This is a genomic window from Chryseobacterium sp. RU37D, assembly GCF_900156075.1.
Lineage (GTDB): Bacteria > Bacteroidota > Bacteroidia > Flavobacteriales > Weeksellaceae > Chryseobacterium.
The window spans coordinates 1-15,862 of record NZ_FTMM01000037.1; the positions used below are offsets into that span (position 1 = coordinate 1).

General features: G+C 35.1%; 14 protein-coding genes. 7 read left to right on the forward strand and 7 right to left on the reverse strand.

The features are described 5' to 3' along the window. Positions 1–121: 121 nt before the first annotated feature. On the forward strand, positions 122–316 hold the full coding sequence (locus BW926_RS13230) for a KTSC domain-containing protein (protein WP_076447757.1): 195 nt from the start codon (positions 122–124) through the stop codon (positions 314–316). 281 nt (positions 317–597) lie between these two features. On the opposite strand, the gene guaB is transcribed toward BW926_RS13230, so the two are convergent. The 7 genes from guaB to BW926_RS13265 all read right to left on the reverse strand — a co-directional run bounded on the left by guaB (position 598) and on the right by BW926_RS13265 (position 6,929). Beyond that, positions 598–2,058 carry an IMP dehydrogenase gene (gene guaB, locus BW926_RS13235; protein WP_076447758.1) on the reverse strand — a complete coding sequence of 487 codons (1,461 nt, stop codon included), beginning with the start codon at positions 2,056–2,058 and terminating at the stop codon, positions 598–600. Between the two features lie 163 nt (positions 2,059–2,221). After that, entirely contained in the window at positions 2,222–2,728 is a 507-nt protein-coding gene (locus tag BW926_RS13240) for a DUF4252 domain-containing protein (RefSeq protein ID WP_076447774.1), read from the reverse strand. 17 nt (positions 2,729–2,745) lie between these two features. Further along, positions 2,746–4,017 (reverse strand): DUF4252 domain-containing protein, encoded by a 1,272-nt coding sequence (locus tag BW926_RS13245; RefSeq protein ID WP_076447760.1) that lies wholly within the window; start codon positions 4,015–4,017, stop codon positions 2,746–2,748. Positions 4,018–4,084: 67 nt separating this feature from the next. Beyond that, a complete protein-coding gene (locus BW926_RS13250; RefSeq protein WP_179078022.1) occupies positions 4,085–4,759 on the reverse strand; it encodes a hypothetical protein in 675 nt (224 codons plus the stop codon). Next, a complete protein-coding gene (locus tag BW926_RS13255) occupies positions 4,734–5,243 on the reverse strand; it encodes an RNA polymerase sigma factor (RefSeq protein ID WP_076447761.1) in 510 nt (169 codons plus the stop codon). Before BW926_RS13255 ends, BW926_RS13250 begins: the two co-directional genes overlap by 26 nt. A gap of 98 nt (positions 5,244–5,341) precedes the next feature. Beyond that, a complete protein-coding gene (locus BW926_RS13260; RefSeq protein WP_076447763.1) occupies positions 5,342–6,502 on the reverse strand; it encodes a GlmU family protein in 1,161 nt (386 codons plus the stop codon). A gap of 175 nt (positions 6,503–6,677) precedes the next feature. Beyond that, positions 6,678–6,929, reverse strand: a complete 252-nt coding sequence (locus BW926_RS13265) for a type B 50S ribosomal protein L31 (RefSeq protein ID WP_002976190.1) — start codon at positions 6,927–6,929, stop codon at positions 6,678–6,680. 186 nt (positions 6,930–7,115) lie between these two features. On the opposite strand from BW926_RS13265, the gene BW926_RS13270 reads away from it, so the two are divergent. The 6 genes from BW926_RS13270 (at position 7,116) to BW926_RS13295 (ending at position 15,214) form a co-directional block, all read left to right on the forward strand. After that, complete coding sequence (locus BW926_RS13270; RefSeq protein ID WP_076447765.1) at positions 7,116–8,528, forward strand: hypothetical protein; 1,413 nt, start codon at positions 7,116–7,118, stop codon at positions 8,526–8,528. A 26-nt stretch (positions 8,529–8,554) separates the two neighbouring features. Further along, positions 8,555–8,881 carry a nucleotide pyrophosphohydrolase gene (locus tag BW926_RS13275; RefSeq protein ID WP_076447766.1) on the forward strand — a complete coding sequence of 109 codons (327 nt, stop codon included), beginning with the start codon at positions 8,555–8,557 and terminating at the stop codon, positions 8,879–8,881. 77 nt (positions 8,882–8,958) lie between these two features. Next, entirely contained in the window at positions 8,959–10,236 is a 1,278-nt protein-coding gene (gene aroA, locus BW926_RS13280; RefSeq protein ID WP_076447768.1) for a 3-phosphoshikimate 1-carboxyvinyltransferase, read from the forward strand. After that, a complete protein-coding gene (locus BW926_RS13285) occupies positions 10,236–11,033 on the forward strand; it encodes an SDR family oxidoreductase (protein ID WP_076447770.1) in 798 nt (265 codons plus the stop codon). The genes aroA and BW926_RS13285 overlap by 1 nt, the downstream gene beginning before the upstream one ends. Positions 11,034–11,194: 161 nt before the next feature. Beyond that, complete coding sequence (locus BW926_RS13290; protein ID WP_076447771.1) at positions 11,195–12,799, forward strand: BamA/TamA family outer membrane protein; 1,605 nt, start codon at positions 11,195–11,197, stop codon at positions 12,797–12,799. Positions 12,800–12,862: 63 nt separating this feature from the next. Further along, positions 12,863–15,214, forward strand: a complete 2,352-nt coding sequence (locus tag BW926_RS13295; protein ID WP_076447773.1) for a phosphocholine-specific phospholipase C — start codon at positions 12,863–12,865, stop codon at positions 15,212–15,214. Positions 15,215–15,862: the final 648 nt, after the last annotated feature.

Here is a 15,862-nt window from a genome sequence, read left to right on the forward strand (position 1 = left end):
TACTGATGAGTTCCAGATTATTAGTTTTTTAAATTGCAATCCAAAATTGCTAATTTTCTTGGAACTTTTTTGTCTAAATAAGTTTAAACAACTTCAAAGTAACATTTTGTAAAAATCATATCTGCCATCATCAGTAGTCAATAATTATATTTATTTTCCGGAGACTGAAATATTGCGGATTATTTATCAGTCCGGGGCTGTATATGATTATTTGAAGATACCTGCAGAAATTTTTGAAAAATTCAGATCTGTCCGATCGAAAGGACGATTTCTAAATTATGCAATCAAACCGAAATTCAAATACAAAAAAATTTAGTAACTCCATTTATTTTAACATTAACATAAGTAAACGATTACACAGAGATCAGAAGATTATGATCGAACATATAATTCTTTTATTAACCTAATTTCTTAGTTGAAGCTTACTAAGTGTGGGTCCTAGCGCTTCAGCCACCAGTTGGTTGAATTTTGACTAAAGCTGAATCAATTTTTATTATATTGAAAACGGGCTAAAAGCCGCTACTATTGGTAGAACACACTACAAAAAAAGCTACCTCATCACTGAGATAGCCTTCTTTATTATATTTAATTTATTATTTACAAAGAATAATTAGGAGCTTCCTGAGTGATGATCACATCATGAGGGTGAGATTCTTTCAATCCGCTGCCTGTGATCATTACCATTTTGGTATCAGTTTGTAAAGCTTCAATATCTTTAGCTCCACAATACCCCATTCCTGCTCTTAGACCTCCTGTTAACTGGAAAATAACGTCCTCCAATTTACCTTTGCTCGGAACCCTTCCTTCGATACCTTCCGGAACGAATTTCTTTGCTTCACTCTGGAAATATCTTTCTTTTCCACCTCTTTTCATGGCAGAAAGACTTCCCATTCCTTGGTATGTTTTGAATTTTCTACCCTGGAAAATGATTTCTTCACCCGGTGCTTCATCTGTTCCGGCTAAAAGAGATCCTAACATCACTGCTCCTGCTCCACTTGCGATAGCTTTTACGATATCACCTGAAAGTTTAATACCTCCATCAGCAATTACTGCAACATTTTTAGTTTGAGCATATTCGTAAACGTTGTAAATAGCTGATAATTGAGGAACACCAACTCCTGCCACAACTCTTGTTGTACAGATAGAGCCCGGGCCAACACCTACCTTAAGAACGTTTGCTCCGACTTCAATTAAATCTTTTGCAGCATCAGCTGTAACAATATTTCCGCCAACGATATCCAAGTCTGGATAAGCTTTTCTGATTTCTGAAATTTTATCTAAAACTCCCTTGGAATGCCCGTGAGCAGAATCGATCCCGATGATATCAACGCCTGCTTTTACAAGAGCTTCAATTCTTTCCAATGTATCTTCACCTACTCCAACGCCTGCTCCAACGATTAACCTGCCGTTTTGATCTTTGTTGGCGTTTGGATATTCAAGCTGATTATCAATATCTTTAATCGTAATTAAACCAACTAATTTATTTTCAGCATCTACAATAGGTAGTTTTTCAACTCTGTTTTTAAGAAGAATTTCTTTAGCTTTCTCTAGGTTTGTTGTTTTATCAGAAGTAATCAGATTATCTTTAGTCATGATCTCCTCCACTTTTACGTAAAGGTTTTCCTGATATTTTACGTCTCTGTTTGTGATGATTCCGATCAGTGTATTTTCAGTATCTACAACCGGAAGACCAGAGATTTTATATTTAGCCATTAATTCTTTAGCCTCACCTAAAGTATGATCTTTAGAAAGGGTAACAGGATCTGAGATCATTCCGTTTTCTGAACGCTTTACGCGATTTACCTGTGCAGCCTGTTCCGCAATCGTCATATTTTTATGAATGAAGCCTAAACCTCCGACTCTTGCCAAAGCAATCGCCAATTCTGCCTCCGTAACGGTATCCATTGCAGCGGAAACGATTGGAACATTAAGCGTAATTTTGTCGGTAAGTCTTGATTTTAATGAAACCTGATTAGGTAAAACTTCTGAATAAGAAGGGACTAGAAGCACGTCATCGAAAGTGATGGCTGTCTCTACAATTTTGTTATGAATAGACATCTTTACTTTCTTGCAAAATTAAGACATTTTGGCGACATACGAAAATCGATTTTAATAGTTTAAATAAAACTTAATAATCAATAACTTAAATCAAAAAACCGCCCGGAACTCCGAAACGGTTACTTGTACAAAATAAAATTAGTATATGATTGATTATGAATTTCTATTTATCCGAAGCAGAAGCAATCATTTTTGAAATATCATCAGCGGTAAAGCTGCCTTTTACATCTACGAAAACCAACTCGTCGTCGGAGTTTACGGTGATGAGCATATTTTTAATGACATCTCCTTTCTGCTTCACACGGATATTTACGTTATCTCCGTCATGCTTTATGGTTGCCCATTCTTCATAATTATTGTTATTTAAATAATTTGCAAAGTCTTTCAGCATTGTTCTGTCGCCATTTTCTACGGTCAAAACTTTTATTTTAGAGACTTTTTTTATCATTTTAATAACATCCTCATTATCATCACCGTCTTCCCTTAAAGCTTTTTTGATAATAGGTTTTGCTAAAAACATTGGAACATTGATAGTGGTAAATTTCGCTCCTTTAAAGTCATTCCCGGAATCTGAAAAATAAGCTACATTCCCCCTTCCGGAAGAAACAATGCAAGACTGCATTAAAAACATCGTACAGGCGATCAGGAAAATATTTTTTATCAATTTCATGGTCATTGGTTTTTAGATTAATCAATTTGTTTTAAGACTCCACCAGACATTTTGTTGACATCAGATGTAATTTCCGGGTTCCCTCTGTATTTAACAACACCTCCTGAAGAAGCTTTTGCTTTTAATTTATCAACAACATTTACAGAAAGACTTGCACCCGAAGTAGATTCTGCCTCTACCTGATTTGTTCTGAAATTTTCAGCTTTACAAAGGGCGCCGCTGCTGACGTCAAAAATTGCCATTCCTGCCTGTCCGTCAAAAATTGTGCTTGAACCGCTTGATCCTTTGAACTCGAAATTTTTGGAATTAAGATCAATTTTAATATCAGAACCGGAAGTGGCTTCTACGTTTGTATTATTGCTGATGTTGAATTTCCCTTTCACCACAGAGCCGGATGAAGCATCAATCTTCAGATTATTTTCTTTCACGGAATTAATCGTTGTAAAAGTTGCTCCGGAAGAAGCCTTAACATTATCCATTCTTGGAGACGAAACATTAACGCTGATGTTTTTAAACTTCAAATTTTTCTGTCCTTTATTATCAACATAGACTTTCAAAACACCGTTTTCTACTTTTGTGATAATATACTGAAGCTTGTCTGCATCGGCAATAACCTTTACATTAGTAGGGCTTTCCTGCTTGAAAACAAGGTTGACACCTGTGCTTACCTGAATTCCTGAAAATTCACCCACATTTCTGATTTCTCCATTCAAATAAGATGTATTTTCTGATGTAAGGCTGCTTCTTGTATTGGTAATAGGATTGGTTTTGGTTTCTGTAGAATTGATAATATTATTGATATCATCTATTGACAGTTTGCCATCCAACTTTATCAGAATATTTTCTTCGGCACCACTGTCGATACTTAGCAAAAGGTCATCCAGAATACCGTTTTTCTCTTCTGAAGAAAGAAATTTTATCTTGGCTCCGTTACTGTTCATCGTCATGATCTCGTTATAGTTCAGATTGCTCAGATAAGCTGAAATATCTTTATTGATCTGATTCAGCTTCATTTCTTTTGCTGTCTTTGCTTCGGCAGGTTTTTCTGCAATGAAAACTTTCAGTCCGTTGATTTTTGACAATAAAGGTTTGATCTGATCTATTTCTGCATCACCTAAATCAAGATTACTCAGCATCCCGAACATGGGTTTTGCAATTTTTATGGAGGTTACCCCCTCCACTTCCTGATACTTATCAAAAAGCTGGTCTAATTTATCCTTGTCCTTCTGTCCATATACATTGAAGAAATGGGAAAAAGCAAGTGCGAATATTACTATTATTTTTTTCATGAGTCAATTTTTATTTTTTTGATTATTAGTACCTGATCAGGTGCATAAATATTTTTTTTAAGGTTAATTAATAATCGTCGTCAACGACTGTAGGTTTTACTAATTTTTCACTGACATTATTTGCAAATATTTGAAATGAATATTTAGTCACATTAATGGCTTCTTCCACATTTTCAATTCTTTTACCGTTTACGATCACATAAGAATCTTTGTAGCCCGTAGAATCTGCAGCTTTTCTATAAGAAGAATTGCTCACAAATTTTGGCTTTCTTTCTTTTTTCAGCCTTCCTCTTTTTGGAAGAATTTCATCTAAAACATCTTTTTCTATTATCGTATTTTCATGGAAAACCGAATCTTCTTTAGTTTTTGTAATGGTATCATTAGGCTGATTCACGGCTACCTGTTCCTGCTGTTCATTATTTTCTTCAATGAAATCATTTTTCTGGTTTTTGATCTGGTTTTCCACAAACTGCGCCTGATCTTTTACCCTTGAATTTTGATTATACTTAAAAATAAAGCCAATACTTAACAGTAAAATTATTCCTGCCGCCATCCAGAACCATTTCGGAAAAGAAGGTTTGGTTTTTGTATCAATCGGGATAATTGGTGTTCCACTTGCCTGAACCTCATCATTTTTTCCTTCTGTTTTTTTAAGGAAATCTTCAAAATCCCAGTCCATTTTTTCTTCCTTTATATTCTGGAAGATCTCATCGTATTTATTTTGAAATTTGTCGTTGCTCATAGCTCATCAATTGTGATATTTGTTCTTTTACTTTTTGTCTTGCCCGCATAAGATTGACTCTTACTGCATTTTCTTCCATTTCCAGCATTTCTGCTATTTCCGAGACATCATATTCTTCCACATCTTTCAAATGGATTACCATTTTCTGCTTTTCCGGAAGCTGATTAATGAAACCGATGACATGTTCTTTTAAATTATTTACTTCCATGCTGTAAAGCTCCGAACGGTGAAGCTGCATATCTGCAAATCCCAGCTTTACATCATGATGTTTCAGTCTGTTGAGACACTCGTTTCGGACTGCCTTCAAAGCATAGGATTTTAAGTTTCCAAACTGCTCCAGCTCGTCTTTTTTCTGCCAGAATTTAATCATCAGATCCTGAACCACATCTTCTGCCTCATCACTACTCATGACGAACCTTTTCGCAAAGCGATACATCTCATTTTTGAGAATGAATACCGTACTCTTGAAAGTTTCTTGGGTCATAAGTTTTGTTTCTATAAGTAAGACAATTAGAATTTTGATTTTATTACATCAAAAACAAAAAAACTTCAAAAAATTTTGAAGTTCCTTTATTAATCATATTAATACGTATCAAAAATATATTTCAAAATAGCCTTATCCTCATCCGTTAAAGGCACTTTTCTTCTTGCCATGGCGCGTTCTGCAACTTCATAAGCTTTATCTAATTTAAATTTTTCATCATCTTTAAAACCTCCCCATGAAAAATTTTCAACCAGATTTGGCGGAAAGCCTTCTCTGAAAATATTGGAAGCTACCCCAACAACAGTTCCCGTATTCAGCTGAGTATTGATGGCCGTTTTAGAATGATCTCCCATGATAAGCCCAGTAAACTGGAGTCCTGTATCTTCAAAGGATTTAGTTCTGTAATTCCAGAGCTTTACATGACCGTAATTATTTTTAAGATTCGAAGAATTGGTATCTGCCCCGAAATTACACCATTCTCCCACAACAGAATTTCCTAAAAATCCATCATGCCCCTTGCTTGAATATCCGAAAATAATAATATTATTCACCTCACCTCCGATTTTACATTGCGGGCCGATGGTGGTGGCTCCATAAATTTTTGCTCCCATATGAAATTTAGAATCCTCACCTAACGAAATCGGGCCGCGGAGATTGCAGCCTTCCATCACCTCAGCATTTTTCCCAAGATAGATCTTCCCGGTTTTTGTATTCAATGTAGAGAACTCAACTTGTGCGCCTTCTTCTATAAAAAGGTCTTTTTTATCTCCCAAAAACCCGTTGGTAGATGATAATTTCTGAGAAGTTCTTCCTTTAGTTAATAAATCAAAATCAAAATCAATAGCTTTATCATTGTAGGTAAAAAGATCGGTTGGCTTTTTAAAGAACACTAGCGTTTCTTTAATATCTGTCATTTTCTCAATCTGTTTTAAAGAAAAACCATCCATATTGATTTTTGCAGCAATCAATTCATCTTCATAAACCAATGCCTCTCCCTGCTGTAAATCTTTAATTTGTTGAATGACACTTTCCGTCGGTAAAAAATTGGTTACTAAAAAAAGACTTTCTTTCTTTTCGGGCTCTGGAAATTTATTTTGTAAATAGGTTTCTGTGAAATAGGAAAACTCTGTGTTTTCCAGAATTTTCTGCCATCTTTCGGAAAAAGTAAGAATACCGCACCGCATTTCTGCGACAGGTCTTGTAAAAGTAAGAGGAAGAAAATCTTCCCAGTATTGTGCATCTGAAAATACTAATTGCATTTTTAAAGAAGTTAGATGTTAGGAGCTAGAAGTTAGAGGCTGAAAGCTGGAAGTTTTTGAATATATTATTTAACAACTTCTAATTTCTAGCTTCTAATTTCTGTTTCAACAAAATTACAAATAAAAAAGTCTTCCGAAAATCGAAAGACTTTTAAATATTTTTAATCTCAAAAAATTACTTAGCGAATTTTTTGTATTTGTTCATAAACTTATCAACTCTACCTGCAGTGTCAACCAATTTCACTTTACCAGTGTAGAAAGGGTGAGAAGTTGAAGAGATTTCCATTTTGATTAGAGGGTACTCTTGTCCTTCGTACTCGATGGTATCTTTTGTTTCTGCAGTAGATTTGCAAAGAAACACCTCGTCGTTACTCATATCTTTGAAAACAACAAGTCTATAATTTTCTGGGTGAATTCCGTTTTTCATAATACAATTTTTAAATAAATTAAATTTTGCTTTCGAAATAGTAATGGATATTTCTCTGCTAATTTTAGGGTGCAAAAATACAATATTTTTTCTAATTTCCAAATACATCATTCAATATTTTTTCTTCATAAGAAATTTCAAGTATTTTCGTTACATTTGAAATCTATTTAATTAAATATAATTTCGATGAAATTCAAATTATTAATGGCTTTTTCTTTCTGGATGCTTATTATGGCTGTATCTTGTAATAAGGATGATATCAGTTTTGATGAGCCTTCCCAGCAATTGAGCTTTTCAAAAGACACGGTATTTTGTGACACCGTTTATCATCAGGTACGCTCCGAAACCTATGCGGTAAAAGTGTATAATAAAGAAGATAAAGATATTCTGATCCCTAGAATCCATTTAGAAAAAGGAGCTGCTTCTTTATACAAAATCAATGTAGATGGTAAACCTGGCTACGACTTTAAAGATGTTCCGTTAAGAAAAAAAGACAGTCTTTATATTTTTGTAGAAATTGCACCGGAAGCAACTGGTCCGGAAGCGATTGCTGAAGATAAGATTCTTTTCCAGAGTTCTGTGGGCCAGCAGCAAGTTGTTTTATTTTCTGTAGTTCAGGATGCTGAATTTTTTATCCAAAGCTCAAGTAATCCAAATGTAATTACCAACCATACAACCTGGACCAATAATAAGGCTAAAATTATTTATGGAAATTTAACTGTAGATCAGAATGTAACCCTTGACATACAGCCCGGAACCAAAGTATATTTCCATAAAAACAGCGGTATGAAAGTAAAATCCGGAGCTTCCTTAAATATTAACGGAACACTCGCTAATAATGTGATTCTTCGCGGCGACAGAAATGATCCTGCCTATGATACGATCCCTAAAAACTGGAATTCTATAAAAATGGAAGCCGGATCAACTTTGAATATGAATTATGCAAGACTTTTTGGGGGTACAAAAGGTTTAGAATTGAAGCAAACCAATGCTACCATCAATAATTCTTTCATACATACTTTCCAGGAATATGGCATTTATGCTGTGGCATCCACTTTGACCGCTAAAAATCTTGTCATGAACAACTGCGGAGAGTCCGCCATCGGAATTTTTAAAGGTGGTACGCACAATTATATTCATTCAACAATTGCCAATTATTCTAATCTTTTACATTCATATAACAGAAACGGTATTTTTGCCACCAATGAATGGACCAACGAGTCCGGGCAGACAGAACAAGGCGCTCTGATTCTTAATGTAAGAAACAGCATCATTTATTCTGACAGAGATAATTCTGTGAATCTTGAACAAACACCCGGGCAATTATTAAATTTTGTATTTGAAAATTGTTTATTAAAATATTCCGGTACTTCAGAAGCCGGTTTCACTTTCGACAGTAACCCGAGTGTAATTCAGTCGATCAAAAATCAGGATCCTCTGTTTGTTAATTATTTTGCTGCAAAAATGAATTTAAGAGTGAAGCAGAATTCTCCGGCCATCGGAAAAGGAAATACAGCCGTTGCGGCAACAGTTCCTCTGGATATTGCAGGGGTTTCCAGAACTTCAAATCCTACTTTGGGAGCTTATCAGTATTTTTAAATTTAAAATAAATCAAATAATCCTTAATGGAAATCACCCAACTGCAGCAGCAAGTCGATGAATGGATCAAAACCATCGGTGTTCGTTACTTCAATGAGCTCACAAATATGGCTATGCTAACTGAAGAAGTGGGTGAGGTGGCAAGAATCATTGCAAGAAGATATGGCGAGCAAAGCGAAAAGGAAAGCGATAAAAACAAAGATCTAGGTGAGGAATTGGCTGATGTCCTTTTTGTCACTTTATGTTTAGCCAATCAAACAGAAGTTAATTTGCAAGAAGCTTTTGATAAAAAAATGAAAATAAAAACTGACCGCGACAAAGACCGCCACCAGAATAATGAAAAATTGAAATAGATATTAGATGTCAGATTTCAGACTTATTAATCTAGTGTCTGAAATCTGATGTTTGAAATCTGAAATCTGAAGAAATAATGAAGCTAGAAAAATCAAAATTATCAGGAAACAAAACCATACAAATCAGCGGTTCGAAAAGTATTTCGAATCGTTTATTGATTTTAGAAAGTTTGTTTAGCAATATAAAAATCGGGAATCTTTCCAATTCTCAGGACACTCAATTACTGAAGAAAGCACTTTCTGAAACTTCGCAAGTGGTTCGTGAAGCCCCTGAGAAAAAACAAAATTCTTCTGAACAAGACACAAAGATCGTCGATATTCATCATGCAGGCACAGCAATGCGTTTTCTTACCTCTTACTATTCCATTCAGGAGGGAAAAACAACGATCCTGACCGGTTCAAAAAGGATGAAAGAAAGACCCATAAAAAATCTGGTTACCGCTTTACAAAACCTTGGTATTGAAATCGAATACCTGGAAAATGACGGTTTTCCGCCATTAAAAATTAAAGGAAGAAAAATTACTCAAACAAAAGTTGATGTTCCGGCGAATATTTCGAGCCAATTCATTACATCCCTTTTATTAATCGCAGGAAAGCTGGAGAACGGATTGGAAATAAATCTTGTGGGTGAAGTTACCTCAAGGTCTTATATTAAAATGACTTTGGATATTTTAACCAAATTCGGGATTAAAAACAGCTTCGTTGGTAACACCATTAAAGTGGAATCAACCATCAACCAACAACTATCAACCGTGAACTATGAAGTAGAAAGTGACTGGAGTTCGGCTTCTTATTTCTACTCTTTTGCGGCGTTGGGAAGAGAAACAATTCATCTGAAAAGCTTTTATAAAGAATCAACACAGGGAGATTCTGCGATTGCAAAAATTTATGACGAATTTTTCGGAATTAAAACGATTTTTACAGAAGACGAACATCAATTGACGCTTCAGCCTGTTGAAAATTTCGTGTTTCCGGAAAAAATTGTTTTGGATATGAACAACTGTCCGGATATTGTGCAAACTCTTTGTGTAACAGCATCTGCATTAAAAATCCCGTTTGAAATTTCAGGTTTGGGAACTTTACGGGTGAAAGAAACCGACCGGCTATTTGCCTTATACAACGAATTAAAAAAATTGGGAACTGAAACCGAAATTACAAATTCCACGATCAGATGCATCAGCTTTAACGAGCCGAAAGACCAAATTTCCATCAGAACATATCAGGATCACAGGATGGCCATGAGCTTTGCACCATTTTGCCTCATTAGGGAATTAAATATCGAAGACGAAGATGTTGTGGAAAAATCCTATCCAGTATTTTGGGAAGACTTAAAAATTATTTTAACTAAAAACTAATGAATACAAAAACGATAATCATCACAGGAACCTCATCAGGAATTGGTTTCGTACTGGCAGAATATTTCGGAAAGAAAGGTCATAAAGTATACGGATTGAGCAGAAAACATACGGAAAGCCAATATTTTAAATCAATCCCGACCGATGTTACGGATAATAATGCAGTTCAGAACACCATCGCAGAGGTTTTGAAAACAGAATCAAGAATTGACGTGCTGATCAACAATGCCGGAATGGGAATGGTGGGTGCTGTGGAAGATTCTACGAAAGAAGATATTTTAAAATTATTTAATTTAAATCTTGTCGGAGCCGTTCAGATGATGAGTGCCGTACTCCCGAAAATGCGTGAAAATAAATTTGGGCAGATTATCAATGTTTCCAGTATCGGAAGTGAAATGGGACTGCCTTTCCGTGGATTTTATTCAGCTTCAAAATCGGCTCTGGATAAAGTAACAGAATCCATGAGATATGAAGTTTATCCCTGGAATATCCATGTATGCTCGCTTCATTTGGGAGATATTAAAACCAATATTGCCGAAAACAGGGTAAAAACAAAAGTTTCCGAACCTTATAAAAATGTATTTGATAAAGTCTATACTTTGATGAATTCTCATGTAGGTGACGGTACAGAGCCTCTGAAAGTTGCAGAATATATTGATGAACTTTTAACTAAAAATAAATGGAAAGCCCATTATTATTTTGGTAAATTCGGGCAGAAAATCGGGGTTCCTCTGAAATGGATTCTTCCGCAGGGAACGTATGAGAATTTGATGAAGAAATATAATAAACTGGCGTAGTTTCAGTTAAACATATTTAAATTATATTTTTAATTATAAAAATTTTCCAGAATAAAATAGCATTTTTGTCATTCTGAAGGAATCTTAGCATAGAATTTAATGTAAATCGTTGCTAAGATTCTTACTGAAGACAAACAAACTTTTTAAATTTTTTATATTAATTGAAATTATTTCTGAAAATATTTTTTGTACTGTTTTGCGTTTTTATACAGGCGCAGAAGAAGCACTATTTCCTTATAGATTCAGAAACAAAGGTCAGGAAAAAGGTAAAAGATTCTGCCTCTGCGGCAAAGTTTCTGGATTCCCTGGCTCAGAACAATTATTTTTTTACCAAACTTAAAGATGTCAAAGTAAAAGGTGACAGCACGGAAATCATTTATGACAAAGGAAAAAATTTTAATGAAACCTACGTAAGCCTCTCCGATTCTATTTCGTGGAAAATAAAAGGCGAAAAGGAATTTTTCACTAAAAATCTGGACTCGACAAAGAAAAAAATTAATAAAACATATATCGATGACGGTTTTGCTTTTAGCAGGATTAAATCAAAATACAAAGGGCAGAAAAACGGCTATCCCGTCGTAGAACTTGATATCAACAAAAATGATAAACGGACAATCGACAATTTTGTAGTAAAAGGCTACGAAAGGGTTCCGAAAAGATTCATCAAAAATCTTGAAAAAGAATTCAAAGGAAAAACTTATGATGACAAAAACCTTATTGCCATCAATAAAAGCTTTCAAGGTCACCAGTTTGTCATTTTAGAAAGGCCTCCGCAAACATTATTTACGAAAGATTCCACCAGCATTTACCTCTTCATGGAAAAGAAAAAGACGAACAGCTTTGACGGGGTAATTGGTTTTGGAAACGATAAAACGGATAAATTTACCCTAAACGGCACCCTGAACGTTAATTTCAGGAATATTTTCAACGGTTTTGAAACCATTAACCTATACTGGCAGAGAAATCCCGACAAAGGGCAGACTTTTGATCTTCAGACCGATGTTCCTTATCTTTTCAAGTCAAATGTGGGGATGAATATGAAGGTAAATATTTTCCGTCAGGATTCTACTTTTGCCAATGTGAAAGCGCTTCCGGCGTTTTATTATCATATTAATTCACGAAATAAGCTGGGTTTAAGAGGTACATTTGAAAGCTCAAGCATCATCGATACACTGTATGTTCAGGGGAAAGATTACAACAAAAAGGGAATCGGAATCTGGTTTGAAATGGTAGAGCCTACAGATGTTGACCTTTTCCTTTACAAAACAAAAATCAATGCCGGATATGACTATCTGACAACCACTTACACGAAAGATAATATTAAAGCTCCACAAAATCATTTTTACTTTTTTGGAGAACATAATTATCATATCAATGGTAATCACTTCCTGAACATCAAAGCGGAAGGCGCTATGATGGACTCAAAGATTGAGTTTTCCGCCAACGAATTATATCGTTTCGGGGGATGGAATTCCATGCGGGGTTTCAATGAGAATTCCCTCGCCGCAGATTTTTATTACTATGGAAGCTTAGAATACCGCTACCTTATCGGAAGCCAGGCTTTCTTTGATGTTTTTGGGCAATATGGCCAGCTCAACAATAAATCCCTGAACGTAAAGCCCAAACTCTACAGTGTAGGGCTCGGATTTAATTTCTTTATTCCGATTGGCTTAATGAGCTTCCAGCTTTCTAATGGTAATGAGTTTGGAAATCCTTTTAAGTTTAATGATATCAAAATACACTGGGGAATTCTGAGCAGGTTCTAGCTTGAATCTAGTGTAGTAGAATAAAAAATCTCTTAACTTGCAGATTCTTGCATTATTATAAAAATGGACAGAAGAAAATTTTTAGAAAAGTCGAGTTTACTTTTAGCTGGCCTGGGAACTTCGGGCATTTTGCACCCTTCTATTGTAAAGGCCTTAACAATAGAACCTGCTGCTGAAACTACTTTTTATGATGCAGAACATGTTGTGATTCTTATGCAGGAAAACCGTTCTTTTGACCATGCTTTTGGTGCATTAAAAGGAGTAAGAGGATTCTTGGATCAAAGAACTTTTATAAAACCGGACGGCCATTCCGCATTCTTTCAAAAAGGTGATTCGGGGAAATATGCTGCTCCTGCCCGCCTGAATTTAAGAAATACAAAATCTACGTGGATGAGCTCCCTGCCGCATTCGTGGGATAATCAGCAAAAAGCTTTAAATAAAGGAAAATATGACCAGTGGCTTCAGGCAAAAGCTTCGGGAAATAAAGATTATAAAGAAATTCCGCTGACGTTGGGATATTATAACCGTGAAGATCTGCCCTTCTATTACCAGCTGGCGGATGCCTTTACCATTTTTGATCAATACTTTTGTTCGTCTTTAACAGGAACTAACCCCAATCGATTATTTCATTGGTCGGGAACAATACGTGAGCAGCAAAACGGAAAAGTAAAAGCAAACGTTTATAACGAAAATATCGATTACGATAAAAATCATCAGGCAAGATGGAAAAGTTTCCCCGAAATTCTGGAGGAAAATAATGTTTCATGGAAAATCTATCAGAACGAAATCTGCCTTCCGAAAGGGATGTCTGGCGAGCAGGAAGCTTGGTTGAGCAACTTTAGTGATAATCCTATTGAATGGTTTTCAAAATTTAATGTGAAATTTTCAAAGGGATATTATCAGAATATTCCGAATATTATTTCCAATTTAAAAAAGGAAATAGAAAAAAATCCTGGTCAGAAAGAAAGGCTGGAAAAAATGATTGCCGAGTTGGAAGAGGATAAAATTAAATATCATCCTGATAATTTTGCCAAACTTTCCCGGTTTGAAAAAAATCTTCACGAAAGGGCATTTACCAACAATTCCAACGATCCTGATTTCTGGAATCTGGAAATCGGACAGGATGAAAACGGAGAAAGGCTGGTGGTCCCGAAAGGTGATGTTTTGTTCCAGTTCAGAAAAGATGTTGAGAATAAAAATCTGCCTCTGATCTCCTGGCTGGTTGCGCCGGAACATTTTTCAGATCATCCCAGTTCGCCCTGGTATGGAGCATGGTATATTTCTGAGGTGTTGAATATTTTAACCAAAGACCCTGAAATCTGGAAAAAAACAATCTTCATTATTAATTATGATGAAAATGATGGATATTTTGATCATGTTTTACCTTTTCCTCCGCCTATGAATCCGAGCCAGCCGGTCGATTTCAATGGTAAAGAAGGCGTGGAATATGTGAATAAAGATCAGGAATACATGAATTCGTCAAATTTAAAAGATTATGAAAAAATTGAAGGAACCGTTGGCCTGGGTTATAGGGTTCCGATGATTATTGCCTCCCCTTGGACGAAGGGTGGGTTTGTGAATTCGGAGGTATCGGATCATACTTCGGTACTACAGTTTTTGGAGAAATTTATTCATAAAAAAATCAATAAAAATGTAACCGTCGATCATATCAGCGCTTGGAGAAGGGCAATCTGTGGAGATTTGACTTCAGCTTTTAATTCATCAAGTGTAAAGATTCCGCATATGGATTATCTTAATCAAAAAAATTACACCAAAACGATCAATTCGGCTAAAAATAAACCAGTTCCCAACCTGAAGTGGTATTCCGAAAATGAATTAAACAACAATTTACTGGAAATTCAGGAAAGAGGCTTAAAGCCTTCCAACCCACTTCCGTATGATTATTACGTGAATTTATTGATTGGAAAAATTTCGATGGTAAATCTGAAAGAAAGAGCAGTACCATTAATAGTTTATGACAGAACAAAATTTAATAATGACAGTTTCCATTTTTCATATGCCTTATATTCAAAACAGGAATTGTCACACGTCGTGAAACCCGGAAAATATGATTACGAAGTTTTTGGACCCAATGGATTTTACAGGCATTTTAAAGGAGAAAATGATCCTTTAACGGAAATTTGGATGATCAAAACTCCATCAAAAAATCTGGTTGAAATAACTTTTAGAAGAAATAAAAAAGAAAACACCAATACCCGTATTACTTTAGAAAATCTGTATGAAAAGAAAAATACTGAGATTTCATTAAAGACTTTCCAAGAAAAAATTATTGTTGATTTAAATAAAATGAAAGGCTGGTATGATCTTAAAATACATTCGGGAAATAATCTCTGGCATTTTGCAGGCCGTCTGGAAAATGGGAAAACCTCTGTCTCAGACCCTCATTGGGGCTAAAAACATTAAAAATAATAAAGTCTTATACGCTTGTGTAGATTTTTTATTACTGAATATGAGCACAAATTTTAATTATTTTTTTAATAATTATGCATAAAAATTTCGCATCATCGAACTAAGTTACTGAAAGTTAAATAAAAATATTTCAGACAACTAATCCGAGATTTCATTTTTTTAATAAGGAGAAATCAGTTTGTCTGTTCTTCCTTATTAGATATTGACTTTTTTCAACCCTAAACTTTACATTAAAATGATAAAGCGTAATAAAAGGGTGCAGAATTTTATAAATAGAATACGTTCATCAATATAAGTCTAAGGAAGCTGGCGAGTAAACCATGTTAAAACTCATATTTCTTTTTTATATATCCGCGAAATAAGGTTAAATAAATCAAGAAGTATAGGAATTTATATTCGTCCTTTCAGGGCTCTGTTAAAGATGACAGAATCCTGTGCCATTAACATTTCGCACCTACGGAGCACCCTCGTAATGATAGGCAAATAGGCAAATAGGCAAATAGGCAAATAGGCAAATAGGCAAATAGGCAAATAGGCAAATAGGCAAAGATAATTTGGGCAGGCTCAAAAAACAAAAAAGTCTCACAGAACTTCATCTATGAGACTTTTAAAATAAAAACTGGCGGCGACCTA

Bases quoted from the DNA above. Each gene is read 5' to 3' on its own strand.
- BW926_RS13260 (WP_076447763.1), bottom strand. From the start codon at position 6,502: ATGCAATTAGTATTTTCAGATGCACAATACTGGGAAGATTTTCTTCCT.
- BW926_RS13255 (WP_076447761.1), bottom strand. From the start codon at position 5,243: ATGACCCAAGAAACTTTCAAGAGTACGGTATTCATTCTCAAAAATGAG.
- BW926_RS13275 (WP_076447766.1), top strand. From the start codon at position 8,555: ATGGAAATCACCCAACTGCAGCAGCAAGTCGATGAATGGATCAAAACC.
- BW926_RS13270 (WP_076447765.1), top strand. From the start codon at position 7,116: ATGAAATTCAAATTATTAATGGCTTTTTCTTTCTGGATGCTTATTATG.
- aroA (WP_076447768.1), top strand. From the start codon at position 8,959: ATGAAGCTAGAAAAATCAAAATTATCAGGAAACAAAACCATACAAATC.
- guaB (WP_076447758.1), bottom strand. From the start codon at position 2,058: ATGTCTATTCATAACAAAATTGTAGAGACAGCCATCACTTTCGATGAC.
- BW926_RS13245 (WP_076447760.1), bottom strand. From the start codon at position 4,017: ATGAAAAAAATAATAGTAATATTCGCACTTGCTTTTTCCCATTTCTTC.
- BW926_RS13285 (WP_076447770.1), top strand. From the start codon at position 10,236: ATGAATACAAAAACGATAATCATCACAGGAACCTCATCAGGAATTGGT.
- BW926_RS13250 (WP_179078022.1), bottom strand. From the start codon at position 4,759: ATGAGCAACGACAAATTTCAAAATAAATACGATGAGATCTTCCAGAAT.
- BW926_RS13295 (WP_076447773.1), top strand. From the start codon at position 12,863: ATGGACAGAAGAAAATTTTTAGAAAAGTCGAGTTTACTTTTAGCTGGC.
- BW926_RS13240 (WP_076447774.1), bottom strand. From the start codon at position 2,728: ATGAAATTGATAAAAAATATTTTCCTGATCGCCTGTACGATGTTTTTA.
- BW926_RS13265 (WP_002976190.1), bottom strand. From the start codon at position 6,929: ATGAAAAACGGAATTCACCCAGAAAATTATAGACTTGTTGTTTTCAAA.